Genomic DNA, 23,441 nt, shown 5'->3' with positions numbered 1-23,441 from the left:
GTAGGCGAGGCTGTTCCGGGCGCCGAGGGTGTGGGGGTGGTCGGGGCCCTGCACCCGTAGCCGGTCCTCCAGCAGCTCGGCGAGAGCGGTGGCGGCGCTGGCCGCGTCCCCGGCCTCTCCCCGCCAGTGGGCGAGGTTGTGCCGGGCGGCGAGGGTGTGGGGGTGGTCGGGGCCCAGTACCCGTAGCCGGTCCTCCAGCAGCTGCTCGAAGGCGCTGGCGGCGCCGGCCGCGTCCCCCGCCTCCCCCCGCCAGTAGGCGAGGCTGTTCCGGGCGCCGAGGGTGTCGGGGTGGTCGGGGCCCTGCACCCGTAGCTGGTCCTCCAGCAGCTCGGCGAGAGCGGTGGCGGCGCCGGCCGCGTCCCCCGCCTCCCCCCGCCACCGGGCGAGGTTGTTCCGGGTGGCGAGGGTGTGGGGGTGGTCGGGGCCCAGTACCCGTAGCCGGTCCTCCAGCAGCTCGGCGAGAGCGGTGGCGGCGCCGGCCGCGTCCCCCGCCTCCCCCCGCCAGAAGGCGAGGTTGTTCCGGGCGGTGAGGGTGTGGGGGTGGTCGGGGCCCAGTACCCGCAGCCGGTCCTTAAGCAGCTGCTCGAAGGCGGCACTGGCGCCGGCCGCGTCCCCCGCCTCCGTCCGCCAGTAGGCGAGGTTGTTCCGGATGGCGAGGGTGTTGGGGTGGTCCGGGCCCTGCACCCGTAGCTGGTCCTCCAGTAGCTCGGCGAGAGCGGTGGCGGCGCTGGCCGCGTCCCCCGCCGTACCCCGCCAGTGGGCGAGATCATGCCGGGCAGCGAGGGTGACGGGGTGGTCGGGGCCCTGCACCCGTAGCTGGTCCTCCAGCAGCTCGGCGATAGCCGCGGCGGCACCGGCCGCGTCCCCCGCCTCCCCCCGCCACCGGGCGAGATTGTGCCGGGCGGCGAGAGTGCTGGGGTCGTCCGGGCCGAGGCGCGTGTGGGCGGTGTCGGCGAGGCGGCGGAAGTGTGTGATGGCGGCGGTAACCTGGCCTGTCGCACCAAGGCTTCTCCCCGTGCGGTAGAGCACGGCGTGGGCCCTTGGCTGGTAGAGGGCCCGTGAGGCGTTGCGGGTGAGGGCGTCGGTGTTGGTGCGCAGGGTCTGGGCGAGGGCGGTGTCCCGCTCGACGTCGGGCCAGGTGACGGTCAGGGCGTCGGCGGCGGTACGTGCGAGTTGGTCGTACCGGTCGGTGGGCAGGGGTTCGCGGACGGCACGCTGGATCAGCTGGTGCACGCGGACGGCTTGCTGGGGCGTGCCGGGGGTGTGGTCGATCAGGCTCAGGCGGTGCAGTACCCGCAGGGTGTCGTACGCCTGTTCCGCTGTGACGGGCTCCGCCGGGCCGTTGCCTGGTGTGCTGTCGGTGCGGTGTTCGGCGAGGTAGGCCAGCACGGGTGGGCTGGTCAGGACGGGGGCGGGGATGCCGTTGGGGTCGAGCATCGCAGCGAGTTCGAGCATGGGGCGGGCCAGGCCGGCCGGCCGGAGTTGGCCGGCGCGGTCGATGGACAGTGACCAGGCCGCGGCCGTGCAGGTGGTCTGGTCGTCGGGCAGGGAGCCGGCCTCGGGGAGCAGATCGGCCAGGCGGCGGGTGTGGTCCGCCAGGCGCCGGCGGTAAGTGGCGCAGTCCAGTTCGGTGTCGATGAGGTAGGTGGCCGCCTGGGACAGGGCCAGGGGAAGGTGGCCGAGTTCGGCGGCCAGGTGCGCAAGTTGCTGGTCTGGTTCGTGGCGACCGTGTTCGGCGAGGACCGCCTGCAGGTACGAGGTGGCCTCGCCGGGGGTGAACATGCCTACCGGTACCTGGCGTCGGCCGGGGCCGTGCAGGGCGGCGTCGCGGCGGCGGGTGGTGACCACAGTGGCGCCGTGCGGGCCGGCCGGCGGCCACAGGCCGGAGAGGTCACCAGGGGCTGAGACGTCGTCCAGGACGATCAGCCAGCGCCGCGGCGTCGCCGTGGCCCGGGGTTCGAGCCATGCAAGGAATGCCCTTGCGGCCTCTTCGGGGTTCTCCGGCGGCACGGGCAGGACATCTGCAGCGGCCTGCGCGTACCCGGACGTGATCGCGGTCCGGGTACTGGCGGTGATCCAGACCAGGAGGTCGGCGGCGCCGGAGTTCCTGGCACGGCGGGCGTAGTCGGCGGCGAGCTGCGTTTTGCCGACTCCGCCCACACCGGCCAGTACCTGGCCGGTAAGGACCGCGGTGTCCCCGACAGCCAGGGCCGCACCGACCTCGTCGACCGCGTGGCGGTGCTGGAAGCAGTCGGCGCGGCGCGGGATCACACCGACCTGGTGCGGCCAGGTCACCGGGGGGCGCGTGGTGGGGAAGTAGTTGTTCTGTGTGCTGTGGTCGCCGTACTGGCCGGCGGCGGGACCGTTGAACGTGTCCCCGCCGGTTCCACGGGTGCGTTCGTGGCCGGCGGGGCCGTTCAGGACCCGGTCCCGAAGTGGTTGTCCTGCCGGCTGTTCGCCCCGCTCTGGAAGGCGGTGGGCCCGTTGAAGACGTTGCCGGAGACGACGCCAGCCCCGCCACCTGTGTGCGCGGACTGTTCTTCGACCAGGGCCCGCAGTCCCTCGGCGAGCCGGGCACGTTCCTGTGGGTCGCTCACGCTCTCCAGCAGCACCTCGAAGCGGGTCTGCCAGGACGCCTCCTGCCGGATCCGTACCCGGTCCGCCTCGGCCGGCTCCAGCCCGCGCAGGGCGGTGGCGGTCTGGTCCAGGCGCTCCAGCTCCGCCCGCTCCACCGCCGGATCCCCGCGGCCCAGCAGCCGGGCCACCTGGGACCGCAGTCCATTCCACGCGTCAGTACTTGCCGCCTGCACCACCGTGGTGCCACCCGCCACGGCCAGTGCCGCCAACGCCGCCTCCAGCATCCCCACCCCCATGCTCGCGTCTCTGCTCCCGCGACCGTACCGCTGCCCCGGCACGCAGGCAGCGGCTGCGCGAAAATACCCGACAACCACGCGCCCCTCCGCGCCCAGGACGCGGTGCGCCCCGGGCCCCCTGGAAGGCGGGGGGCCCGGGGCGGCGGCAGGGCGCTGTTTTACTTGAGGGGCTCACCTGCGCCCCGCGGGCTACGCCACGGTGGCGTTGGTGGTGTGCTGGTCCCTTACATCGGTGATGAACGGGGACCAGGCGGCCGAGGGGAAGCGCAGGACCGGGCCGCGCCCCATGGCTTTGGAGTCGCGGACGTACAGGGCGCCTGAGGTGGGTGCGACTTCCAGGCACTGGCCGCTGTCGCCGCTGCTGTAGCTGGACTTGTACCAGCCGAGGGACGTCTCGGATCCTTCGCGGGTGCTCACGTGCGAGTTCCTTCCAGGTAGGTGGTGATGAGGTCCCGGGATGATTCCGCGGGGAGTGCTGCGTCCTCGATGCGGGCGTACATGGCGTCGAAAACCTCGACTTCCGCCGGGTCCTCCAGCGTGCTGCCGCCACGGGCGTGGTCGACAGAGACGACGGGGCGCCAGGGGTGGCCGAAGGTCAGGATGGTGAAATTCCCACCGGTGCCGGGGTGGGGAAGAGCGGTGAGCGGCACCACGCGGATGTCGATGTGCGGCGCTTCGGATGCGTCCAGCAGCCGCGCCAGCTGGTCGCGCAGGACGGCGGGCCCTGCCACGAACCGCTGATGGAAGCTTGCTTCGGGGACGAGAGCCGAGTAGTGCACGGGCTTCCCCGGCCGGCTGAACACCTCCTGCCGGGCCATGCGTGCGGCGACGAGCCGCTCTGACATCGCCAGGGACATCGGGGTGACCGATGTGGCGGCGATCTCCCGGGCGTAGGCGGGGGTCTGGAGCAGCCCGCCGACCAGTCCCGCGTGCCAGATGCGGATGGTCTCGGCCTCGGATTCGAGGGTGATGAAGTCGATGTACTCCTGCGTCATCAGTCCCCGGTACGGCATCCACCAGCCGATGTCCGGCGGCTCTTCCGCGACACGTGCGATCTCCACGATGGCGGCGTGGTCGTTGACGCCGTAGACCTTCGCCAGGGCGTGGACCTCGTCCGCGGTGACCCGCTGCAGTCCGCGCTCCATGCGGCTCATCCTGGCGCTGTCCCACGTCATTGCCTTCGCTGCGTCGCCCGAACTCATGTGGGCGGCTTCGCGGTAGCGCCGCAGCTGGGCGCCGACTCGCCTTCTCTTGACCGTCGGTGTCGCACGTGTCTGCGTCATGCGCGCAGTGTGGCATGACGCTGGTGTGCGGCGGTACGCCACTGGCGCATACCCGGTCGCCAGTGGTGCACGTGAACTCGCCATTGGCACAGCCGGATTGAGGCGTATGACAGGTCGCATCTTTTGAGATTCGCGCCGCCATATTGCGCAGCGACCGTCAAAAAGAGCATGCTACGTCCGAGGCTCGTTACGGTGCGTCAAGTGATGATCACTCTCGACGCACTGTCGTGCCCTCTGAGGGCCCGCCCGCTTTGCCCCATGGGAGTTGGGCAGTCCTCAACCCCAATCGACGCGAGTACGCCGAGGCCGACTATGCAGACGAGCCCGAGCACCACGACCAGCACCAACAGCCAGGGACACCCCCCTCCGCACCGCACCCGGTCCCTTGACCCCCTTCTCCGCTCCTGCACCTGCCAGGCCGGTCCGGCGACCGGGGCGCGCGCGGCCCGGGTCGCCATCCAGGCGGCAGGGTGTCCGTTCGCTGTCGGTGACTGGGTAGAGGGGTGGACCCTTCCCGAGCCGGGCACGCGCGAGCGGCCTCAGCTGTATGAGGGCGAGGTCGTCCAGGTCGGGAGCGGCTGGAGCGGAGTGGACGCGAATGCCGCGTACGTGTGGGTGCGGCTGCCCGGCGGGACGGAGCGGCGCCTGGCCATGGAACAGACGATGCACACCCAGCGGCCCGCCCGGTGACCGGCTTACGTCCCCGTCGCGCCGCTACCCATCGCGCGCCGGACGGCGTACTCCCCGGGGCCGTGATGATCGCCGCGAACGTCGTGGGTCTGGCCCTCGCCGCCTGGTCCACCGTGCTCGCGGCCACTGCCGACGCCGCTCCCGCACCCATCCCGGCCGTTGCGGGCAGGGAGGTCCCCGAGGCCGAAGCGCAGCCCCCCGCCGGGGGCGCCGCTGCCACGGCCACCACTCAGGCTCGCGCCTGCCGCTGCGCGGCGCGTGCCCCTCTGCCGGCCGTCTCCACCTCCTTCGGGGACGGCTGATCAACGGGGCGCGGCCTGCGGTGCCAGCTGACCCGCTGGCCGCGCCCTCACCAACCCGCCCGTTTTACCGAGAAGCTCCTGGCCGTGTGGCCGCGGCTTCGCAGAGAAGGGATCGTCCATCATGGCGCTGCCGGAGTACGTGGAGCACCGACTGCTGCACCAGCAGGTGCGGGACCCCAGGACGGACCGCGAGGGCGAGTTGATGGCCGTCATCAAGGAGGCGCAGGGCTCCGTCGCCGGCCAGGAGGTCTACACCCGGACCGCGTATGTGCGCGGTGCGGACGGGCGGGAGTTCACGGCGGCGCCCGATGCGCTGGAGCCGGCGTGACTGCCGCGGGCCGGATCTGCGCCAAGTGCGACCGGCCGATCCGGTCGGGCGGGCAGGAGATCATCCGGCATTCCGCTTCGGGGGCTCGCCCGTCGGACTGGGCGCACGATGTGGGTGATCCTGACTGCAGGCCGGCCCGGGCAGACGAGCGGTGAGCCGGGCAGAGCTGCTTGCCCACGCTGTCGCGGACGTCCTGGCCGCTGTGGAGCCTCCGGAGAGTGCGGCGCAGTGGGTCACGTACCTGGTGGACGAGGGCGGTCTGGTCGCGCACGGTGTCCTGTGTTTCCACTTCCAGGCCGATGGCCGCCGTCCGGCGTCGGCCGACGCCGCACTCGCGGCCTGGGACGCTGCGCTCCGCCTGGCACCCTCCGATCCGTGGGTGAGGGCTGTTGCTCTGGCGCGGGCGCTCGGTGAGCTGCTGCGGGAGGAGGACGAGCATCAGCTTCGGCGCCGCGCACGGCAGGACCGGGTCCGGTGAGCTGAAGAGTGGGAGCCCTTGTCCTGACACGGATAGCTGACCTGGGTCTGTACTTGCCAATCAACTTTTACGTGTCGGTGGCTACGATGTAGCTTGCGTGCACGCAAGCCTTGCTTGCGTGCACGCAAGCCCGCATTGCAGGGGAGGGCCCGACCCGGGTGCAACCAGGCCGAACCCTCCCAGTGATGCGTCTGCTACGAGCCCGGCCGACCTGATTCCGGCCGGGCTCTGTGCTGCCCCGGCACCGGTTCCGGCCGTCTCATCGCGCGCTGGTCACCCCTGGGGGATGAACCACTTCATCACTTCGGCGATCACCGGCACGCACACCGGGGACCAGAAGACCAGAGCATGCTGCCAGGGCGGCCTGCGCCGGTCGGGCTCCTCCCCTTCCTTGTTGTCCGTGCCGTCGGTGTTCGCCATGTTGCGCCTCCCGGTGCTCCCGAGGTGACCCCCGATCGGGGGTCCCTGCCGAAATGGCAGGGCACTTGGAGGCAGCCTCCGTGAGGTAGCCCGAATTCTATGGGGTTGCTGACGCGTTGAAACCCGGTCTCGGTCAAGATGACACCCAGTACGTCCTGACCTGCAAAAAGGCTTCTGAGCACTGATGCTGATGAACCATCGGGAGATCGGTTAAGCGCTCCATCCACCGGCCGATGCGCGACTCCGTCCATGCCGGCGGGAAATCCGTGCCGAGACCGACAGCGCACGGGTGTCAGTGGACCTGTGGGCCGACGACGGGCGTCCCTCGGCCTTTAGCTTGTGGCTCTGTGCGCGTCGAAGAGCAGCGTTGGCATGCCTGTCTTCACCGAATCGAGCCCTGTTGGTCACTCGGAAACGGGGGGCACCGGCCAGCAGGTCTGACCTCTGACCTGCCAAGAAGGGAGTACGGCAGACTGGCGGCATGGACCGCGACGACTTGGAATCTGTGCTCACCCGGGACACCAGCGTCGCTGCTCATGCCGCTCTGGCCGAACTTCAGGCGGGCGCGGACTTTGAGGTTTTCCGAAGCCAGACCGCCTCTGCACGTCAGCTCTGGGCGATCTGGTCCCACCGACACCAGGTCATGCTGGACAGCGGTGACACACTCCGACCCGGACTGGCCGAAGCCGTCGACCGACTTCACGCTGAAGGTTCGGCCCGGATCTACTTGGCTACGATCACCGGCTCGCAGCGCCGGTTCATTGTCTTCCTTTCAGCAGACCTCGCCCGATGCGTTGCTTGCACGTGATCAAGTGCATCCCCGGTCAGACGGCGTTCACTAGGTAGGTACGGGGTCCTCAACAGAGCCGTCGCCATACGCGCTCGCCGCAGTGAGGGCCTGGACGAACGAGCGGAAGTCACTGGCCAGGACGACCTCCCTGTTGAGGTCGGTCTCGAACCATGTGACTGAGGGTTCGCCATCCTGTCCGCAGACGCGGTAATCGAGCCCAATCCAGCAGTGCCCATCGCCGGAGAGCAGCACGAGTGGCGCTGGCATACCCCACTCGCCGATCAAGTACGGGGTGTCGAGCAACGAGGTCGCCCCGTCGCGCCGCCCGATGCCCATCAGGTGGTCGAAGGGAACGTGGTCCTCGCTCCACGATGTCGGCTGGCTGGTGGGGAACGCATCGTAATCAGCAGCCACGATGCCGCCGTTCTGAACACGCAGAAGGTCAAGCAGGGCCGCGGGCAGCCTCACACCGAGCGCACGCTCGGCTTCTCGCACCATCTCGTCCGTAAGGGGCGGCTGGACACCGTAATCACCGTCACCCCAGAACGTCGCCATGACCTCATCGAATCGCCCCATGACACGCAGCCTACGGCGCAGCTGCACCGACCTCAGCAGCAAGATCATTTCTTAGTCCGGGAAAGGTCGGTCGCGGTGGCGGAGGCAGTGGCCCGTGGCCTGTACGGCGCCTGGGGCGGCGAGTACGGGGTCGAGGTGGAGCACCATCATGTTGATCACCCCGTCCTGGCGGCCTCTGGGGGCCGCTGAGCGCTGCGGGGTCGGTATACGGCAAGGGCCGGACAGTCCCGCAAGGGGGTGTCCGGCCTTCGGCGTGTCCGGGCGGGCGGGGGTGCGGCTATTGGTCGGCTGCGGTGGTGGGCTGGGTGATGATGCGGTCCTTGCGGGGGTCCCATGCGCTGGTGTGGGTCAGGGTCCGGCCGTCGGTGTAGCGGACGGTGATCTGCCAGGTGGGCCAGTCGGTGCGGGGGCCGCGGTCGATGGCGAGGACTTCGTAGGCGGTGTCGTCGGTGCCGTGGTCGTAGTGTCCGCCGGTGTGGCGGGGGCCGACCTGGGTGTTGATCCACTCGGGGTAGGTCATCTCGAAGTCTTCGTCGCGGTCGCCGAGGGCTTCGGCGGGCATGGTGTTGTCGCATTCGTTGCAGTGGCTGCGGCGGTCGGGGTTCACTTCGCCGCAGGCTGCGCAGGTCCAGCTGGGGGCTTGGCACTCGCCGCAGGCGTCCCAGTTCCGGGGGTTGGTGGCGCTGCAGGTGCACGTCCAGTTGCCGAGTGCGGCGGGTAAGGGGTGGGTGGTGTGGGTCATGGTCTGCTCCTGGTGGGTGAGGTTGCGGTGTGCTGGTGGGTGAGGTGCCAGGGGATCGCCGGTGGTTGGTGAGTGGCCGGTGGGCGTGCCCGGGGCTCGTTCTATGTCTGGTCGTTGGGTGTCGTGGTGTCGCGGGCGGCCTGGATGATTTTGGTCCAGGTGCTGGCGGATGGTCCGGGGTGGAGTTGGTGGAGGCGGGCGATGTGCTGGGCGGTGCGTTCGGTGGGGTGTTCGGTGAGGACCTGGCGGGCGAGGGCGAGGCGGGGGTCGTCGGCGTAGCGGGTGCCGGTACGGGCGCCGGCGGGTTTGCCTGCTCCTGCGGGGGGAGAGGTGGTGGTGCGGTTGTCGGCGAAGTGCTGGGCGTCGGCGCGGTTCCATTTGGGGCGGCGTCGGTTGACGGGGTCGGCCCATTCGGTGGGTTTGGGGAAGCCGGCGGGCGGGACCTGGGCGGCTTTGGTGACCCATGAGTTGTCGTTGTGGCCGAGGATCCGTGCGAACTCGGCGACGCCGATGATGTCCTGGCGTTTGCGGTCCCAGGCTTCGAACTCGGCCGGGTCCCAGGTGAGGGTGCGGCCCTGGCGTTCGGCGGGCGGGTGCCCGTTGGATTCGCGGTCGGCCCATAGGCGGTCGAGGGTGTTGGTGCTGTAGCCGTAGGCGGCGGCGAGTTCAGCGCGGGTCAGCCGGCGGGGGCTGGCGGTCTCGGCGGGGTCGGGCATGGGTGGGGGTCTCCTGGGTCAGGGGGTTGGGGTCCATGTGCGGGCGGTGGTGGTGGTGATGCGGGTGACGGTGGTGATGTCGTTGGTGGTGACGGCGGCGGCCCAGTCGAGGTGATCGGGGTGGTCGGTGAGGTGCCAGATCTCGTAGTTGCCGGGGTGTTCGTCGGCGGTGTCGGCGATCAGGTAGGCGAGGGCGGGATCGGCTCCCGCCGAGTTGCCCGGCAGCAGCCGGACCAGGTCGCCCGGCTCGGGGGCACGGCCGGCGGGGGCGTCTACCATGAGGGTGTCCTTTCCGGGGGCCCGTGAGGGCCTGTGGTGTGAAGGGGACTCGCCCGGCGCGCCTTTTGCCCATTGCGCGCGCCGGGCACTTTCATGTGCGGGCCTTCGGTCAGGTGCCGGCGGGGGCGGTGCTGCAGTTCCTCGTCGTGGTGCGGCCTGACCTGGATGGCCTGGTGCGCGCCCCTGTGCCTGTTGGCCCCGGCGCAGGGCGGCGGGGCCAACAGGAAATGTCCTCACAACCGCTGCGATTATTGAACCATGTTTCCGGTGCAGTTTTCTAGGGGTGGCGTCAATGCTGGATGCGACCTCGCGGAGTGTCGGCCTCTGCCCGTTCCCCCGCCCCGATGGTCAGGCCACTGATCGCCGGGCGCGGGCTGGAGGCGGATCAGCGTCCAGCAGGGCGGACAAGCGTCGGCCGTCGGGCGCAGCGTCGGTACTGCACGACTCCACCGTTCGCAGAGCGGCGACGTCCGCGAGAATCAGGGCGTCCTCGGCGAGACCGGGCACGTGTGAGAGGACCACGACGAGGATCTTCCGGTCCTGGTCAGCTAGGTGCACGCTGATGCGCTTCCCGCCATCGGCGGTCGCCGCGTCGACGAGCATCCGAACGGCGGCCGCTAGGTCCTGCTCATTCAGCCGCGGGTATCCCCAGGCCCTGGCCGTCTCGGTGGCCTGGGTGGCTGCCTTGCCCGCGGCCCATTGGTCGCAGCGGAACGTCAATCCGGCAGTGCGCCGGTTCCGGACCGTCATACGCGGCGACGGCAGACCGACCGCCGACGCCGGCTTTGTCTCCGCCTCCGTCTGCGGGCGGGGCGCCTCGACGGGCCGCTTCGGCGGCGGCGGAGACTTCGGGGGGTAGCTGGGAGGCAACTTCGGCCCGCCCGCATCCACTTCGCTGCTCATACGCTCACGCTACGCCCGCTGGGTCCGGCCGCACAGACGGCCCAGGAAAGCCGTTGCCGTTCAGCGCCGTCCATCGGTTCGCCCGGCCACTGATGAGGCTCGTTGAATTTGGCTCTGACCGGAGTTCCGTGAATGGTTGCTCGGTGCTGGCCGAGGGCGCTGCTCGGTAGGCTCTGCGTGTGATGAACGTTCCTGTGGTCCAACTCTCGGAAGCGGAGTACCGCGACGTATGGGACCGCTTCTACGCGGACTTCGCCTTTCGGCCCGGCATGGGCCCGGCCACATGGCCAGTGATCAAGGAGCCCCTCGACTCCGTCACGTGGAGCTTGGCCCCTTTGGATGACGACCCCGGCTATGAGCGGTTGGACCGACTTGTTGAGGTGGTCCAGCAGGGACTGACGGGCTGCGTTCCTGCGCAGCGCACGCTGTTCGCGCTGGACTGGCAACACGCTTCGTTCCGCTTCTCGCCTCATCTCGTTCGCGGCTCTGAGGGCCTTGTATGAGCGGTTCGTGCACCGTTTCTCCAGGTCGGAGCCGCGGGAGTCGGCTCTTGCCTATGCGGGGGCTGATAGCTCCGTTGGAGCGGATGAACGGCTGGACGCTTGCCGAGGAGGCCGGGCATGCGGGTCCGGACCGGATCCACCGGCTGCCTGACCGGATGGACTGGGACGCGGACGCTGACTTGTCCACTTCCCTCCCGGTACCCCTTCCGGCCCGCTAGGGTTTTCCCGACTTCTCGTCACATGCCGAGCAAGGGCAGGTGCCTCGTGAGCCATGCCTACCGCAGCGCCGACGACTCACAGCCGCTGTACGTGCAGAACGTGATAGCCGTCAGCGGCTTCGCGTTCGGCGTGATCGGGGCCGACATCCACGTGCACGGCGCCGGGGGACTGCCGCTCTACCTCCTCGGCGTCTGGCAGGGCGCAACGGACGTCCACCGGGACTGGCTCCGCAAGCTGCCGAGCCGGATGCTCAACGCCCGCCGCGCCGTGGTCCCCTTCACCGGCCGCCACGAGGAGCTCGACGAGCTGCGGGAGTGGCGGGACGGCAGCGGGCGGCTGGGCGTCCGGTGGCTGTACGGGCCGGGCGGTCAGGGCAAGAGCCGGCTTGCCGCCCAGTTCGCCGACGAGTCCGCCGAAGCTGGCTGGACGGTTGCCGTCGCCTTCCACGGTCCCGATGCCGATCCGATCGAGCCCGGCAGCCAAGACCTACGGCCCGACGGAACGGCTGGCTTACTGCTGATCGTCGATTACGCCGACCGGTGGCTCACCACCAACCTGACCTGGCTGCTGAAAAACGCCCTGCTGCACCGGAACGGCGTGACCACCCGGGTGCTGATGCTGGGGCGCACGATGAACGAACTGCCTCAGCTCCGCGGCATCCTGGACGCCTACCAGGCGGACGTCTCCGTCCAGCCTCTGGAGGCCCTGCCGCCCGGCGGGGAGGCCCGCGGCGCGATGTTCGCCGCCGCCCGGGACGCCTTCGCCGGAATCTACCGGTTCCGCGACGCGGCCGTGATCCAGCCGCCCCCGACGTTGGAGGGAGCGGAGTTCGGGCTGCCCCTGGCCGTTCACATGGCCGCCCTGGTCGCCGTCGATGTCCACGCGCCGGATGCCGACTCCAACCCGGGCCCCGGCTCAAGCTCCGAGACTAAAACGACGGCGGAGTCCACACCGTCCGCCGAAGTGCCGACCGACCGGCCCGGCCTGACCATGTACCTCCTGGACCGCGAGCGGTTGCACTGGGCGCGGCTGTACGGCGACGGTGCCAACGCCGGGCAGGACGGGAACGGTTTCCGGACGCCGCCCGAGGTCATGAACCGGACTGTGTACGCCGCCGTCCTCACCGGAACGCTCTCCCGAACGGCCGGCACGACGGTCCTCGGCCGGCTCCGGGTGCCCGACGCCGCCGAGGTGCTGGACGACCACACGTCCTGCTACCCGCCGGCCGAACCCGGCGCCGACCAGGTCCTGGAGCCCCTCTACCCGGACCGCCTCGCCGAGGACTTCCTCGCCCTGACCATGCCGGGCCACCGGTTCGCCTACCCGGACCAGCCGTGGGCGGAGGCCGATACCTCCGCCCTGCTCGAACGGTCCGACAGCGGGCCCGGCCCCGCGCCCTGGACCGCCCGCGCGGTCACCTTCCTGCTGTCCGCCGCCCAGCACTGGAAGCACCTCGGCCCGCAGTACCTGCACCCGCTGCTGCTGACGGACCCCCGGCTGGCGGTCGACGCCGGGAGCGCCGCCCTGACGGTCCTCGCGAACCTGCCCGACGTCGTCCCCGTCCTCGAAGCCGTGGAAGCGTACTTCCCGGAGGGGCGGCACACCGACCTGGACCCCGGCATCGCCGCGGTGACCGCGACCCTGACCGCCCACCGCCTCGGTCTCACCCGGGACCCGGCCGAACGCTCGATCCTCTACGCCGCCCTGGCGATCCGCCAGTCCCACGCCGGCCTTGCCCCAGAGGCCCTCGACAACAGTGAGCGGGCGGTCGAATGCCTGCGCGGCCCGGCCGCCGAGAACCCCGCACAGCACCTGCCCGCCCTGTCCGGCGCCCTGGCCAACCTCGGCGCCTGCCTGTCGGCGATGAGACGGCCCCCCGAATCGCTGGCCGCCACCGAGGAGGCCATACGTCTGGCCCGCCGCCACGCCGCCGAAAACCCCGACATGCCACAGGCCGATCTGGCCCTCCCCCTGAGCAACCTGGTCCACCAGCTCCTGGAGGCGGGCCGCCTCCAGGAGGCCGTGAACACCGCCCTGGAAACGGTGCACCTGTACGGCGAGCTGTCCGACACGGACCCCGACAGACACCGGCCCGACCTCGCCCGCGCGCTGGTCAACGCCGGGATCGCGCTCTTCCAGCTGGGGCACCGGGCCGACGCCGTCGAGGCCGGCCTCGCCGCGCTCACCATCTTCCGAGAGCTGGCCGTCGCCGACCCCGACCAGTACGAACCCAGGTACGCGACCTCCCTGACCACCGTCGCCAACCACCTATGGGGCATGGGACGCGGCGAGGAGGCCTGCGACGCTGCCACCATGGCCGTGGGTATCCGCCGTCGGCTGGCCACCGTTAACCCGGACGTCTTCCGGCCCGCCCTCGCCCGGTCACTGACCGGCCTCGGCGTCTACCTGTGGGCGGCGGGCCGCGCCGCTGAGGCGCTGGAGACCAGCCAGGAGGCCGTGGCCCAGTGGCGCGAACTGGCTGTGGTCAACCCCGTCCTGCACGAGGACTTCCTGGCCGTCGCACTGTCCAACCTTGGGAACCGATTCGGCGCCCTCGACCGGCCGGCGGTGGCGCTGGCGGCCACCGAGGAGGCCGTGCAGATCCACCGCAGCCACGCCACGAGCGGCCAGGCCGTCAACAGGGAGAACCTCGGCATGGCCTTGAACAACCTCAGCAACCGCCTGGCCGCGGTGGACCGCATCATGGACGCCGTCCACGCGTCCGAGGCCGCCGTCGGAATTTTCCGCACCCTGGCTGAGGAGCACCCGTCGGCCTACCGGTCCGATGTGGCCCGCGCGCTCGCCAACCTGGGCGCTCACTGGGCCCGGCTCGGCTTCGTCCGCAAGGGCTTGGCACTGGTCGAGGAGGCCATCGGAATCCAGCAGGAACTGGCCCCGGCGAACCCTGCGGCTTTCACGACCGACCTCAGGCGCTTCGAGGCCCTCCGGGACATGCTGCGCGCGGAACTCGCCGACTGAGCGGCCCGGACGTCAGCCGGCGGCCCCCTCCGGGCTGCCCCCGCCCTGCCCCTTGCCCTCGTGGTAGATCAGGTTCCCGCCCTGGACACCGAAGACGCGTCCGTTGCCGTGGGCGATATTGGTCTGCTTGTAGACCCGGATCCGCGCTTCCTCGGGCAGCAACGGAGCGAGCACCTCGTCCAGCACCCGCTCCAGCTCCCCCGCGAGCTCGGGCTGCCGCCGGAGCAGCTCGGACAGCCGTTGCTGCCAGTCCGCGGCAAGCGCCTCCCGCAGGCGCTCGTCATCCTGCTCCTCGGCCAGCAGCACCTCCCGGCGCAGCTCGGCGAGGTCCTCGCCGACCACCTCTGCACGCTCCGGACGGAACCGGCGCCACACGGCGACCACCCCGTCCCGCGCGTGCTCCCAGGCGTCGGTGGCCATCGCCCCGACGAGCGACGAACCCGCAACGGCTGCAAGGGCCACTGGATCCATAGAAACCCCTCCTCCCGCCCCGCCGAACCGAACGCCATCGGTAGACCGTCGGAGCACTCGGGTGCGGCGCACCCGCCCAGGGCGTTCCTGCCCCTCCCCGCGCGACTGGTAAACCCACGGGCTGGCGCCCGGATGGAGCGTCGCATCAGCGCCCCGCCCCGGCCCGGCGCCGCAGGCGCCGGGCCGGGGCGGGGCGGGGCATGTCGTGGAACTTTTCCCGGCAGCGTGGCTAGGGGTAGGGGGCGAACTGCAGGCTGATGCTGGTGCCACTGGTGTTACTGGTGGCGGGTACGCGGCGGGCGCCAAGGGCACCGTCGCGCTGTCCGTTGCGGTGAACGGGGAACTGCCGCCCGGTGGGCGGGATGTGGAGGGCGTACAGGCCGTAGCCGGTCTGCGCTCACGGACAGGGCGCTGCTGGGGATCTGGAAGTCCTGCTGCAGGAGCTGGCCGATGGCGCGGGCCTGCATGAGGTCCGCCGCGTACTCGAGGTGCAGGCGGCTCGGGAGGGCTGCCTGGAAACAGCCGCAGGACTCGGAGGTCTCCTCGTCCGTCCGTTCACCGGAGGGGTGGCGCTGGACGCTGCGGGCCGGTGCCAGTGCCTGCGGGCCGGTGCCGAGCGTCGCGCGCTCGATGTAGGCGGTGGCCTGGTCCGGGCCGGTGAGGAGCAGGGCGGTTCCGGCGGTGGGGACGATGGTCCACGTCCCGTCGGCGTTGGTGGTGACCGAGGCGATGGCGCCCGTGATGACCAGCGGCGCGAACGGGATATCGGTGGAACCGGTGGTGCGGGTACGGCTGGACTGCATGGGTGCTCCCGGTGTGTGAAGGGGGGGCCGGCCCGGGGGAAGGGGTTTGCCCTCCCCTTCCCCCGGGTGGGTCGGCTGGCGGTTTGCCCTCTGCCAGCCGTTCGTCGGCTACTTGCCCGGCTTGCCCTTGCTGGGGGTGTAGGGCTTGCCGTCGATGACGGCCTTCTCGATCGGGGTCGGCTGGTAGCCAAGGCTCGTCAGCCACGTGAGGTACCGCGCCGCGTCCGCGCGGACGGCAGCTTTGGCGTGATCGCCATCGGTGCGCCACACGGAACGGATGGTGTTCTGCTCGTAGGCGGCTGCGACGGCGGCGAACGTCCAGCTGACAGCAGCCGCAGGGCTCTTGGCGACGGCGGCTTCACGCTGGTCGGCCGGGGTGTGCTGCGGCAGGCCCATCCAGGTGCACAGCCGCGCCTGGGTGGCCGGGTGACTGGCCCGCTGCCTGAGGACGGCCCCGCCCGTGACCATCACAGACGCGATGATCTGGGACATCCGGTCACTGACGGCCTTCGTCCGGCGGCTGCGCCCGAAGAATGCCGCCAGCCACTCCGCCCGGATCTGCGTGGCGGTGTCCCAGTCACTGTTCCCGCTCACGGTCGCCCGGCGCTCCTCGGCGCTGGGCTTGCCGCTCGTGGGCCGCTGGTTGATGACCTTGTGCCCGTACAGAGCGGGGTTGGTGCAGTAGGCGTCATAGCGGCTGCCGCCGTCTTCGAGGACCCACACATGGCCCCGGCACGCGGCGTGCTCCGCCTTGTCGACGCGGAGGTTCATGATGCGCTCGGCACCCTCCCGCAGTTCCTGCACCCGCCGGAAGGAAGCTCCGGCGGCTTCCAGCTCCGCCCGGTGAAGCGCGGCGGACTGACGCGCCTTGGCGAAGTTGGCGGTACGGCGGACGATCCAGTTGTGGTTCCCGCCCGGGTGCTCCTCAATCTCGCTCAGCGCGGCGCGCGCCGCTTCGGGGTCGCTCTCCTCCAGGGCCGCGAGCAGCGCCATGGTGTCGAGGTTCAGGGCATCGCTACCGCCAGCGGCGGCCGTCGCGGTGCGCACCGCCGGGGACTTGGCGAGCCCCTGAACCTTCTTGGCGTCCTTGACGGTCAGGCCCGCTGCGGCGGCCAGCCGGTCGGTCTCGGCGCCGAGCGAGGCGGCTTCGAAGAGCGCGGCGGTCTGCTCACCCTTGGTCAGGGAGTCGCGGTGACGGGCAGTGGTGAGCATGTCGAGCACCTGACCGGCCTCGTCACGCTCCTGGTAGGTGTAGGGGATCTCGGTGTGGCCGGCCTTGACTGCGGCGGCCAGGCGCCGGTGACCGTCCACTACGCGCAGACCGCCGTCGGCCCGCGTGATGAGGACCGGGGTGCGTACGCCTTCCACCGTGATGGACTGGGCGAACTCGGCGCTGATGCGCAGGTTCCGGCGGACGTTTGCGGGGTGGGCGCTGAGCGCGGTCACGGGGATGAGCGGCCGGTAGGTCACCGGGACTTCGGTGAGGCCCAGGGCCACGGCGACGGCGAGGCGGTTCAGGCCGTCGACCACGCGCACGGAGCCGGTGCTGGTGGCGGTGACGCTGAGCGGCTCGGTGATCCCGGTAGCCGCGATGTCCTGGAGGAGGTCGGCGTGGTCGCCGGAGGGGACGGGGTTGTCGGCCAGCAGGGCGGTGACGGCCGCCATCGTGTGGGTGGAGGCGGTAGCCGGGGTGGTCTTCATGTCTCTCCTTGGTGTGAAGGGGGCTGTGGGCTCCGGGGGTTTGCCCTCCCCCGCACCCACATAGATATTGAACCATATTTTTGGGGTTGATGGGGGGGGATTCGGTGAAGCAAAAGGGTGAATCCCCCCTACTGGTCAGGCCTGCCGAGCTGCTGCGGTCAGCTGAGCGCCGGGCCTGCGGGGATGGTGAGCCACCCGGCCTGCTCGCCGAGCTGGGTAGCCCTCCACGCGACTTCGGTGTGATCGGCGAAACCGAGCACGTGGCTGCCTGCCAGGATGGGCACCAGCCACCCGCGCTCGGCCAGCGAGGGGTGGCCCTTCGGTAGGCGACCCACGTACGAGCGTCGCAGTGCGTCCATGTCGGCCGCAGTGAAGCCGTATCCACGGACCCGCTCGCGGTACGCCTCCGTCTTGCGGCGGTCGGCCTCCGCCCGCTGTGTGGCCAGGACGGCCTGGTGCTCCGCGACGGCGTCCAGGACGTCCGACTCGGGCATCCTGCCCACCGAGGCGCCGGTGGAGTGCCGCACGGTCACGCCCCATGCACGGCCGCCCGCTGCGCTCGCCGTGTAGCGATCATCCCCGCACAGGATCCACCGGCGCTCGGCGGACGGCTCCAGGGCGCAGCAGTCGCGTTCCCACTCGCCGTGCCACTTGGCCTCGCTCGGGGGCAGGGTGGGGGCGATCGGGTGCATGGCGGGCTGAGGGCCGATGTTGGTCATGGCTGCTCCTTGGGGTGAAGGGGGTGAGGGCTGCCGGTTCGGGGTTTGCCCTCCCCTTGCCGACATCGATATTGAACCATATTTCTGATGTTTTTGGAAGGGGGGTGCCGGGGTGGGCGGCGAACCGAGGAGGAGCGTGAGGGGGAGAGTGAGGGGGACGGTGAGGGGGAGCGTGAGGGGGAGCGTGGAGGGGAGGGGCCCTCCGGCAGTGTCTTGCATTTTTGCTGGTCAGACCCAGTGCGCGGGGTGACGGGAAGCCAGACATATATGTACGGAAGATAGAGGGGAAGTTCTGGGAGGGCTGGGATTGTGCTGGGGTGCAGGGCGTGGCGGGTGGGCGTTGAAGTCTGGAGTGGAAGGCGTGGTGAAGGCCGAGGGGTGGGCTGGGGGGTGAGGGCTGAGGGGGAGGGGGCTTTTTCGTGAGGTGGGCTTTGGGGGTGATCCGGGGCGAGGGTTCGGGGCTGGTGGGCTGGGTGTGCGGTTGGGGTGCAGGCGGACTCTTCAAGGGGGGGGGCGGGGGCCGGCCGACCGGAGTTGGCTGGGGAGGCTGCGCGGGCTGGGTGCCCCTGCGCGCTCCCGCCCGCCGCGCGGCGGGAGCAGCCCTCTGTGCGGCCGCCCGGGAAGGGACCCACCAACCCCCAAAATATGGTTCAATATTTCTGTGGGTTCGGGGGAGGGCAAAACCCCGGAGCCCACAGCCCCCTTCACATCAAGGAGAGAAGCGATGAACCAGAGCACCCCCGCCCAGCCCGCGCACCCCGGTTCCACCGAAGAGGCGACCACCCTCGGGAGCACCCCGGGGGAGTCGAGTGATCCGCTCGTGCGGGCTGCCCTGGCGGTCCTGGACGGCCTGCCTCTGGCCCGTATGGGCCAGACGGTCACCGCGCGCACGACGGGCTGGTACGTCCGCCGTGACATGGCTCCAGGGGTCACGACGAGCCCTCGCCTGATGGTGTGGCGCGTCCGCCGGGGAAGCTTCCGCCCGGTCTCGCCGGCATCGGGCTGGGCGTTCCGGACGATGGTGGCGCGCCGTTTCCGGGCCGCAGGTTGGACGGTTGAAGAGGCCCCGAGCGGGATGCTCTTGGTCCAGGCACCTGCCGCCGATCAGTAGCGGCGCCGAGCGCAGCAAGATCGTGCGCGGCGGGTACCTCGGGTACCCGCCGCGTCCGGCTCTTCAGCTGATGTCGGTACCGGTGCCGAGGGTGCGTCGGGCGGGGGAGTGGGTCACCACGGGTTCCTGGGGAGCCGGGGCGGGAGTCTGTGCGTGTTCGGCGGGGAGTCGCCCTCGAAGTGGTGTGGGGGCGGGGGTGGTTGCGGGATGGGGGCCGGTGCCCAGGGTGCGGCGCGTCATGGGATCCAGTCTCGCGGGTGGGGCGCGGTGGTTGGGTGCGATGCGCCGCTTTCATGTCAGTGGGTGGTGTCAGTGACGTCGCGTCAGTGCTGCCGTTTGTGCTGGTGGAGGCGTCTGGCAGGTTCTGTACTGGTCAGGGCCCTCCTGTGGGGCTGGTGACGGTGTTTTCCAGGGCGGTGCGCAGGATCATGCCGGTGGTGATGATGTGGGCGGCGATCCGTTCGCGTTCTTCGAGGGCCTCGCGGGGTGCGCTGCGGCTGGCGGCGGGGGCGGTTCCCCAAGTGTCGGTCCACGCCTCCAGGGCCGTGACGTGGGGTTGGTTGGTCCAGTAGACGCCGTGGTGGAGGGGTGACCAGAGTTGGTTGGGGAGGGTGACGCATAGCCGTGCGGTGAGGCCAGCCCCGTTGTGGGGGCCGGTGCCACCAAGGGTCTGTCCGGCGTGTGGGGCGCCGTCGGGGATGGCCGCCCATGGCCGCAGCCACCCGAGGTGTTCCAGCTCGGTGCGGAGGGCTGGGGCCAGGGCTCGCCATCGGGTCACCCGGTGTTGGCCGTTCTCGCGGAGCCGGTCCCGCTCGGTCCGGATCCGGGCGCGGGCCTCGCGCAGCGCTGCGCCCCGTAGCGTGAGGATCCCGGCGGCCTGTTCCGCGACGGCCTGCCACCGTAGTTCGTTGGCTTGCTGGGCGGCGACGAGGGTGTCGAGGCGGTCGAGGTCGTCGGGGCGTACGGCGATGACCATGGTGTGTCCCATGCCCCCATCATCCCCGCGGCTGGGGGCGGTTCGGGGCCTCGACGCAAGCCGGGTCCGGAATCTATATAGATACTTCTGCCTGGGCTTGGGGGTGGTGTTGTTCGGAGTGCCCGGGTGCGAGGGCAACACGAAGTGACGCGTAGCCGGATCTGTGAATCTATATAGATACGTGCTAGCTCACGTTTGCGGGGGCCTGGTCCCGGAGATCTGGTGCGGGGAGCGCGGGGACGCGGCCGGCCCGGCGATGGAGTGGCTACTCCGGGGGCGGGACCTACTGCAGCGAGTTGGCCCCGAGGGGCTGTGGGGGGCGGTGATCCTGCGGCGGCTTCGACCGCACTCAGGTAACCGCTCACCGGGTGTTGCCGTGTGCGGGTTGTAGTGCGCCATCCGCGTACCGGTGCCTGGCGGGGGATGGGAGGGTGTGTGGGTGGATGCTTCGTGGATGGATCGGCGGGCGTACGGGTCGGAGCGGGATGACCCGGAGCCGGGGCCTGCGCCGGGGCATGAGTACGTGGAACTGGTGGGCGGGCCGCTGGATGGTCTGCTGCTGGACGTGACCGGCTGGGACCCGCAGGAGGTCGTGGACGGTGCGCTGTTGATGTCGGAACACGGCCAGTTCGGGCCGGGGGGCCGGTCCGCCTATGCCAAGGGGGACTCCGCCGACGTCGCCCGGTTCGTCTGGTGCGGCGACGTCCCCTAGATCACAGCAGGTTGGAGTGCACTCTGGCGGCGGCATTCTGTGCGCAGAACTGGTCCGCAGGTGCCGTGCCACCGCAACGGGCGCCGGGTGACGTCGGCCCGCCTGGCGGCGACCGGCAGTCAGCCGCCGCCGGGTTAGGCACGGTCTGACTCTGATCTGTCGGCGGGAAATATGAAGCCGCCACTGGCCTGTTGACCCTTTGGAGAGTATTTCTCGGCGTATCCGGCGAAGATCGCAAGCAGTTCGGAGCTGAAGAGGAGAGGGTAGAGGGCCTCGCACGTTTCCTTGACTATTCCGAGAGGCGCGCCATTTCCTGCGGAATGGTCAGCGACCATTTGGAAAATGGCGAGCATCATGGCTCGACCCGTGGCTTCGTCCATGACGGTTGGGTCTTCGTTTTTGAAGTGCTCCCAGACCAGCAGTACGAATTCTTCGGATAGGCGTCCGCCGCCTGTGACAGGTGTAACAATCATGGTCGATACGGCGAAATCGAAGACTGTTGAAACGATGATTCCCTTGTAGAAATGTTTATTGGTCTCTAGATTCATTTCTACTGCTTCGGTAAGCCCTGCACGCGCGTAGACGACAGTTCGATTTGCATGTTCAATGCGTGCAGCCCACGCGAGGCGCTCAGCCGCGTCTATATCGAATTTCGCTTCCCGCGAAAACTTCAGGTTTAACTTGTGTCCGCCGATACCCGAAGCCAAGTCGACTTGGTCGAACTGGTCTTGAGGCAGGATGAACCAACCCTGTTCCGTGTTGACATCCCAGAGCACGACCACCACCAAGTCAGCGGTTCTTGCCCAACGAAGAACTTGGTCAGACTTTACTGAGACAGTCGGTAGTTTCTTGCTTGTGTCTCTTTCGGTGCCCTTGACCTGCACCCATATTCTTGCCGGGTCCATTCGGCCGTTCAGGCATATCTGAACTAGAAGGTCTTCGCCATAGTCTTCTTGGATTTCATCTACAGCGTGGCCCCCGCGATTCCAGACCTGCCGTACTGCGGCGACGGCTAGCGAGGCGATTCGGTGTTGGACCGGCCTGTTGGGCACTGTCGCTCCGATGTCGTGGATGGAAGTGGGAGGGCGTGACCCCGTCCGCCCCGCCCAAAGCGGCGGGCCCACCGAACTGCCGTTGTGAGCCTGCCGGACTCTTTGGATTTCCGCTGCGTGATCAGATCGCGTAGTTCCACCACTGACGTATACGTCCAGGAGGCTTGGGGGAGCGGGTGTCAGGGTTGTTCATAGCCGCAGAGTAGGGGAGGTCAGGTATCCACGGATGGGGTTTCAGAGACAAGCCGAACACCTCCCTGAGCGCCTCGTAGGGCCGCGCAGTCCTTGCTGGTCGTTAGGTCACCTGAAAGGCGCTCAGGGAGGCGTGAGAGGGCTTCCGTTGGTGGGTGGTCTCGGGAACGGCCTGCGGGTCTGCTGGGGCGGGCTTAGCCCGCGCCGATATGGCGTGCGTGGGTGAGGCCCGGTGCCCGGACGTGTTCTGGGGGGCAGCGGTACCACCGGGCCGCCCCAAGCAGACGGAACCAGGGTGGGTTCTGAGGACCCCCTCAGGGGGCTTCGGGATCTGTCCCGGCCCCTGGGCGCCGCCCATCAGTTGGGTGCGTAGCGGGCCTCTGAGGGGCTACACCGGCCTCTTCGGGTTCTGCGGCGAGGCGGGTCCGTGGGCGGACCGTGGGGTGTGCAGGGGAGTTGCTGGGTGGGAGCCGGTGCCCAGCAGGTTCGATCATGCACCCAGTCTCACGGGCGAAGTGGATCAGCGGGGACGCCGCTGGGTCACCCCGCCGGCCATGGCCGATGACGGAAAGGCAGACGTGTTCCGCGAGACTATCGACGTCTACCTGGCCGAGGCCGACACCGATGCGGCAGACCTGGAATCCGACGACCTGGCGCCGGTAGGGTGCTGTGCGGCCGAGGAACGGGCACAAGTCCGTTCTTAGGACCGAGTCTGTGTAAGGGCGACGCAGAGCCCGGCGAGGGTGGCAAGGAGGCTCCCGGCTCCGCAGGCGGTGCTGATCGGGTCGGCCCATTCAGGGGCGAGGTGCACACCAACGAGCACGGCCAGGACGACCGCCAGCCCCGACAGGGCCCAGAGGAGCCACAACTGCACCTTGAGCCGGTACAGGTCGGCCTGATACGCCGCGGTGGTGTGGTGGCACGGTGCACTCGACATGTGGTGGTCCTCTCGGAATCCCGCAGGCGGGGTCACTGGGCAGGGGCGCAGAGCACGGAACCGGATCCGCTCCGAATTCCTCTGAACTAACTCAATAATATCGGCCACCACTGACAATGCCCGGGGCGAATGATAACCGTGCCGGACGCGGTTGCCCCCCCCCCCCCCAGGCATAACCGTTAGCGGGGTCCGTCAGACGATCTTCATATGCGGCCCCCGCAACCCGAATTGAAGCCTTTGTGATTCGCCTTAGATTCGATTATGAATTGTTCGGCAATTCAAGCGACGGACAGAAAATGACGCTCCGTCAGGTCTCTTTGCAGAACGGAATTATAGGCTTGACAACTCCACCGGACAGCCTGCATGCTGACTACACGTCACCAGGCGCACGGCAGAGCAGGGGCACCACGGAGACCAGCCCCACCCTGTAGCCAGCCGCCCGCGAAGCGGGCCCAGGGGCCGGGAAGCGCAGCGCACCGGCCTAACAGGCTGCGAAGCAGACTGAGTTGAGACCGCGAAGCGGCTCAACCCCAGGTCTGGAGCGCAGCGGAAGACCCCGGCCAAGCCCGCGAAGCGGGCGGCCGGCCCCGCCCCACGCGGGCGGGGGGCATCACACTCCGTCACAGGCCGCGCAGCGGCCTGCTCCTCTCCTGAGCGCGCAGCGCTCAGGTACCCGCTCCGCGGGG

General features: G+C 69.8%; 26 protein-coding genes and 1 pseudogene. 10 read left to right on the top strand and 17 right to left on the bottom strand.

The window, feature by feature from the left end; all coding sequences use genetic code 11:
* The 4 genes from fxsT to AC0693_RS34295 form a co-directional block, all read right to left on the bottom strand.
* Positions 1-2,295: FxSxx-COOH system tetratricopeptide repeat protein (fxsT, locus tag AC0693_RS34310; protein ID WP_478803956.1), on the bottom strand; the 2,295-nt coding region annotated here is incomplete at its 3' end.
* A gap of 122 nt (positions 2,296-2,417) precedes the next feature.
* Positions 2,418-2,873 (bottom strand): hypothetical protein, encoded by a 456-nt coding sequence (locus AC0693_RS34305; protein WP_478803955.1) that lies wholly within the window; start codon positions 2,871-2,873, stop codon positions 2,418-2,420.
* A 189-nt stretch (positions 2,874-3,062) separates the two neighbouring features.
* On the bottom strand, positions 3,063-3,290 hold the full coding sequence (locus tag AC0693_RS34300; protein WP_478803954.1) for a DUF397 domain-containing protein: 228 nt from the start codon (positions 3,288-3,290) through the stop codon (positions 3,063-3,065).
* Positions 3,287-4,156 carry a helix-turn-helix domain-containing protein gene (locus AC0693_RS34295; protein ID WP_478803953.1) on the bottom strand — a complete coding sequence of 290 codons (870 nt, stop codon included), beginning with the start codon at positions 4,154-4,156 and terminating at the stop codon, positions 3,287-3,289. The genes AC0693_RS34300 and AC0693_RS34295 overlap by 4 nt, the downstream gene beginning before the upstream one ends.
* Before the next feature lie 755 nt (positions 4,157-4,911).
* Between AC0693_RS34295 and AC0693_RS34290 the strand changes: the two genes are divergently transcribed.
* The 3 genes from AC0693_RS34290 to AC0693_RS34280 all read left to right on the top strand — a co-directional run bounded on the left by AC0693_RS34290 (position 4,912) and on the right by AC0693_RS34280 (position 5,954).
* Complete coding sequence (locus AC0693_RS34290; protein WP_478803952.1) at positions 4,912-5,148, top strand: hypothetical protein; 237 nt, start codon at positions 4,912-4,914, stop codon at positions 5,146-5,148.
* A 121-nt stretch (positions 5,149-5,269) separates the two neighbouring features.
* Positions 5,270-5,476, top strand: coding sequence for a hypothetical protein (locus AC0693_RS34285; RefSeq protein ID WP_478803951.1), 207 nt, complete (start codon positions 5,270-5,272; stop codon positions 5,474-5,476).
* 151 nt (positions 5,477-5,627) lie between these two features.
* Complete coding sequence (locus AC0693_RS34280) at positions 5,628-5,954, top strand: hypothetical protein (protein ID WP_478803950.1); 327 nt, start codon at positions 5,628-5,630, stop codon at positions 5,952-5,954.
* A gap of 273 nt (positions 5,955-6,227) precedes the next feature.
* Here the strand turns inward: AC0693_RS34280 and AC0693_RS34275 are convergent, their stop codons facing one another.
* The gene (locus tag AC0693_RS34275) at positions 6,228-6,374 is read right to left on the bottom strand and encodes a hypothetical protein (protein ID WP_478803949.1); all 147 of its coding nucleotides are present in this window, start codon (positions 6,372-6,374) and stop codon (positions 6,228-6,230) included.
* 481 nt (positions 6,375-6,855) lie between these two features.
* Between AC0693_RS34275 and AC0693_RS34270 the strand changes: the two genes are divergently transcribed.
* Entirely contained in the window at positions 6,856-7,182 is a 327-nt protein-coding gene (locus AC0693_RS34270) for a hypothetical protein (protein ID WP_478803948.1), read from the top strand.
* A gap of 30 nt (positions 7,183-7,212) precedes the next feature.
* Here the strand turns inward: AC0693_RS34270 and AC0693_RS34265 are convergent, their stop codons facing one another.
* From AC0693_RS34265 to AC0693_RS34245, 5 genes are all read right to left on the bottom strand, one after another.
* Positions 7,213-7,740: an SMI1/KNR4 family protein gene (locus AC0693_RS34265; protein ID WP_478803947.1), complete on the bottom strand. Its 528-nt coding sequence runs from the start codon at positions 7,738-7,740 to the stop codon at positions 7,213-7,215.
* A 277-nt stretch (positions 7,741-8,017) separates the two neighbouring features.
* On the bottom strand, positions 8,018-8,482 hold the full coding sequence (locus AC0693_RS34260) for a hypothetical protein (RefSeq protein ID WP_478803946.1): 465 nt from the start codon (positions 8,480-8,482) through the stop codon (positions 8,018-8,020).
* Between the two features lie 101 nt (positions 8,483-8,583).
* Positions 8,584-9,198, bottom strand: coding sequence for a hypothetical protein (locus AC0693_RS34255; RefSeq protein ID WP_478803945.1), 615 nt, complete (start codon positions 9,196-9,198; stop codon positions 8,584-8,586).
* Between the two features lie 18 nt (positions 9,199-9,216).
* Positions 9,217-9,477: a DUF6211 family protein gene (locus tag AC0693_RS34250; protein ID WP_478803944.1), complete on the bottom strand. Its 261-nt coding sequence runs from the start codon at positions 9,475-9,477 to the stop codon at positions 9,217-9,219.
* A 348-nt stretch (positions 9,478-9,825) separates the two neighbouring features.
* Positions 9,826-10,380, bottom strand: coding sequence for a hypothetical protein (locus tag AC0693_RS34245; protein WP_478803943.1), 555 nt, complete (start codon positions 10,378-10,380; stop codon positions 9,826-9,828).
* Between the two features lie 182 nt (positions 10,381-10,562).
* On the opposite strand from AC0693_RS34245, the gene AC0693_RS34240 reads away from it, so the two are divergent.
* The 3 genes and pseudogenes from AC0693_RS34240 to AC0693_RS34230 all read left to right on the top strand — a co-directional run bounded on the left by AC0693_RS34240 (position 10,563) and on the right by AC0693_RS34230 (position 14,081).
* On the top strand, positions 10,563-10,883 hold the full coding sequence (locus AC0693_RS34240; RefSeq protein WP_478804061.1) for a DUF2716 domain-containing protein: 321 nt from the start codon (positions 10,563-10,565) through the stop codon (positions 10,881-10,883).
* Positions 10,852-11,056: pseudogene (locus tag AC0693_RS34235) on the top strand (IS701 family transposase); the annotation flags it as partial. The gene AC0693_RS34240 and the pseudogene AC0693_RS34235, both read left to right, overlap by 32 nt.
* A 91-nt stretch (positions 11,057-11,147) precedes the next feature.
* A complete protein-coding gene (locus tag AC0693_RS34230; RefSeq protein ID WP_478803942.1) occupies positions 11,148-14,081 on the top strand; it encodes a tetratricopeptide repeat protein in 2,934 nt (977 codons plus the stop codon).
* A 12-nt stretch (positions 14,082-14,093) separates the two neighbouring features.
* Here the strand turns inward: AC0693_RS34230 and AC0693_RS34225 are convergent, their stop codons facing one another.
* From AC0693_RS34225 to AC0693_RS34210, 4 genes are all read right to left on the bottom strand, one after another.
* Positions 14,094-14,552, bottom strand: a complete 459-nt coding sequence (locus AC0693_RS34225; protein WP_478803941.1) for a hypothetical protein — start codon at positions 14,550-14,552, stop codon at positions 14,094-14,096.
* A 275-nt stretch (positions 14,553-14,827) separates the two neighbouring features.
* Positions 14,828-15,355, bottom strand: a complete 528-nt coding sequence (locus AC0693_RS34220) for a hypothetical protein (protein WP_478803940.1) — start codon at positions 15,353-15,355, stop codon at positions 14,828-14,830.
* Between the two features lie 108 nt (positions 15,356-15,463).
* The gene (locus tag AC0693_RS34215) at positions 15,464-17,056 is read right to left on the bottom strand and encodes a ParB/RepB/Spo0J family partition protein (protein ID WP_478803939.1); all 1,593 of its coding nucleotides are present in this window, start codon (positions 17,054-17,056) and stop codon (positions 15,464-15,466) included.
* Between the two features lie 158 nt (positions 17,057-17,214).
* A complete protein-coding gene (locus tag AC0693_RS34210; RefSeq protein ID WP_478803938.1) occupies positions 17,215-17,775 on the bottom strand; it encodes a hypothetical protein in 561 nt (186 codons plus the stop codon).
* Between the two features lie 724 nt (positions 17,776-18,499).
* On the opposite strand from AC0693_RS34210, the gene AC0693_RS34205 reads away from it, so the two are divergent.
* Positions 18,500-18,886 carry a hypothetical protein gene (locus AC0693_RS34205; RefSeq protein WP_478803937.1) on the top strand — a complete coding sequence of 129 codons (387 nt, stop codon included), beginning with the start codon at positions 18,500-18,502 and terminating at the stop codon, positions 18,884-18,886.
* A 373-nt stretch (positions 18,887-19,259) separates the two neighbouring features.
* Here the strand turns inward: AC0693_RS34205 and AC0693_RS34200 are convergent, their stop codons facing one another.
* Positions 19,260-19,874, bottom strand: coding sequence for a hypothetical protein (locus tag AC0693_RS34200; RefSeq protein ID WP_478803936.1), 615 nt, complete (start codon positions 19,872-19,874; stop codon positions 19,260-19,262).
* Positions 19,875-20,301: 427 nt separating this feature from the next.
* Here AC0693_RS34200 and AC0693_RS34195 point away from each other — a divergent pair, with 427 nt between their 5' ends.
* Positions 20,302-20,574, top strand: a complete 273-nt coding sequence (locus tag AC0693_RS34195; RefSeq protein ID WP_478803935.1) for a hypothetical protein — start codon at positions 20,302-20,304, stop codon at positions 20,572-20,574.
* Positions 20,575-20,708: 134 nt separating this feature from the next.
* Here the strand turns inward: AC0693_RS34195 and AC0693_RS34190 are convergent, their stop codons facing one another.
* Positions 20,709-21,626, bottom strand: a complete 918-nt coding sequence (locus tag AC0693_RS34190) for a DUF4365 domain-containing protein (RefSeq protein WP_478803934.1) — start codon at positions 21,624-21,626, stop codon at positions 20,709-20,711.
* 746 nt (positions 21,627-22,372) lie between these two features.
* Between AC0693_RS34190 and AC0693_RS34185 the strand changes: the two genes are divergently transcribed.
* Positions 22,373-22,522: a hypothetical protein gene (locus AC0693_RS34185; protein ID WP_478803933.1), complete on the top strand. Its 150-nt coding sequence runs from the start codon at positions 22,373-22,375 to the stop codon at positions 22,520-22,522.
* On the opposite strand, the gene AC0693_RS34180 is transcribed toward AC0693_RS34185, so the two are convergent.
* Positions 22,519-22,755, bottom strand: coding sequence for a hypothetical protein (locus AC0693_RS34180; RefSeq protein ID WP_478803932.1), 237 nt, complete (start codon positions 22,753-22,755; stop codon positions 22,519-22,521). The two genes, AC0693_RS34185 and AC0693_RS34180, sit on opposite strands and share 4 nt — an antisense overlap.
* Positions 22,756-23,441 lie beyond the last annotated feature (686 nt).

The sequence above is a fragment of the Streptomyces sp. NPDC043876 genome (assembly GCF_056435825.1).
This window is presented reverse-complemented; position numbering and strand designations above follow the sequence as displayed.

Coding starts and splice junctions, on each gene's coding strand:
- AC0693_RS34260 (WP_478803946.1), bottom strand. CDS start 8,482: ATGACCCACACCACCCACCCCTTACCCGCCGCACTCGGCAACTGGACG.
- AC0693_RS34250 (WP_478803944.1), bottom strand. CDS start 9,477: ATGGTAGACGCCCCCGCCGGCCGTGCCCCCGAGCCGGGCGACCTGGTC.
- AC0693_RS34305 (WP_478803955.1), bottom strand. CDS start 2,873: ATGGGGGTGGGGATGCTGGAGGCGGCGTTGGCGGCACTGGCCGTGGCG.
- AC0693_RS34220 (WP_478803940.1), bottom strand. CDS start 15,355: ATGCAGTCCAGCCGTACCCGCACCACCGGTTCCACCGATATCCCGTTC.
- AC0693_RS34210 (WP_478803938.1), bottom strand. CDS start 17,775: ATGACCAACATCGGCCCTCAGCCCGCCATGCACCCGATCGCCCCCACC.
- AC0693_RS34180 (WP_478803932.1), bottom strand. CDS start 22,755: ATGTCGAGTGCACCGTGCCACCACACCACCGCGGCGTATCAGGCCGAC.
- AC0693_RS34225 (WP_478803941.1), bottom strand. CDS start 14,552: ATGGATCCAGTGGCCCTTGCAGCCGTTGCGGGTTCGTCGCTCGTCGGG.
- AC0693_RS34245 (WP_478803943.1), bottom strand. CDS start 10,380: ATGAGCAGCGAAGTGGATGCGGGCGGGCCGAAGTTGCCTCCCAGCTAC.
- AC0693_RS34200 (WP_478803936.1), bottom strand. CDS start 19,874: ATGGGACACACCATGGTCATCGCCGTACGCCCCGACGACCTCGACCGC.
- AC0693_RS34205 (WP_478803937.1), top strand. CDS start 18,500: ATGAACCAGAGCACCCCCGCCCAGCCCGCGCACCCCGGTTCCACCGAA.
- AC0693_RS34215 (WP_478803939.1), bottom strand. CDS start 17,056: ATGAAGACCACCCCGGCTACCGCCTCCACCCACACGATGGCGGCCGTC.
- AC0693_RS34240 (WP_478804061.1), top strand. CDS start 10,563: ATGAACGTTCCTGTGGTCCAACTCTCGGAAGCGGAGTACCGCGACGTA.
- AC0693_RS34265 (WP_478803947.1), bottom strand. CDS start 7,740: ATGGGGCGATTCGATGAGGTCATGGCGACGTTCTGGGGTGACGGTGAT.
- AC0693_RS34295 (WP_478803953.1), bottom strand. CDS start 4,156: ATGACGCAGACACGTGCGACACCGACGGTCAAGAGAAGGCGAGTCGGC.
- AC0693_RS34290 (WP_478803952.1), top strand. CDS start 4,912: ATGATCGCCGCGAACGTCGTGGGTCTGGCCCTCGCCGCCTGGTCCACC.
- AC0693_RS34255 (WP_478803945.1), bottom strand. CDS start 9,198: ATGCCCGACCCCGCCGAGACCGCCAGCCCCCGCCGGCTGACCCGCGCT.
- AC0693_RS34275 (WP_478803949.1), bottom strand. CDS start 6,374: ATGGCGAACACCGACGGCACGGACAACAAGGAAGGGGAGGAGCCCGAC.
- AC0693_RS34185 (WP_478803933.1), top strand. CDS start 22,373: ATGGCCGATGACGGAAAGGCAGACGTGTTCCGCGAGACTATCGACGTC.
- AC0693_RS34285 (WP_478803951.1), top strand. CDS start 5,270: ATGGCGCTGCCGGAGTACGTGGAGCACCGACTGCTGCACCAGCAGGTG.
- AC0693_RS34270 (WP_478803948.1), top strand. CDS start 6,856: ATGGACCGCGACGACTTGGAATCTGTGCTCACCCGGGACACCAGCGTC.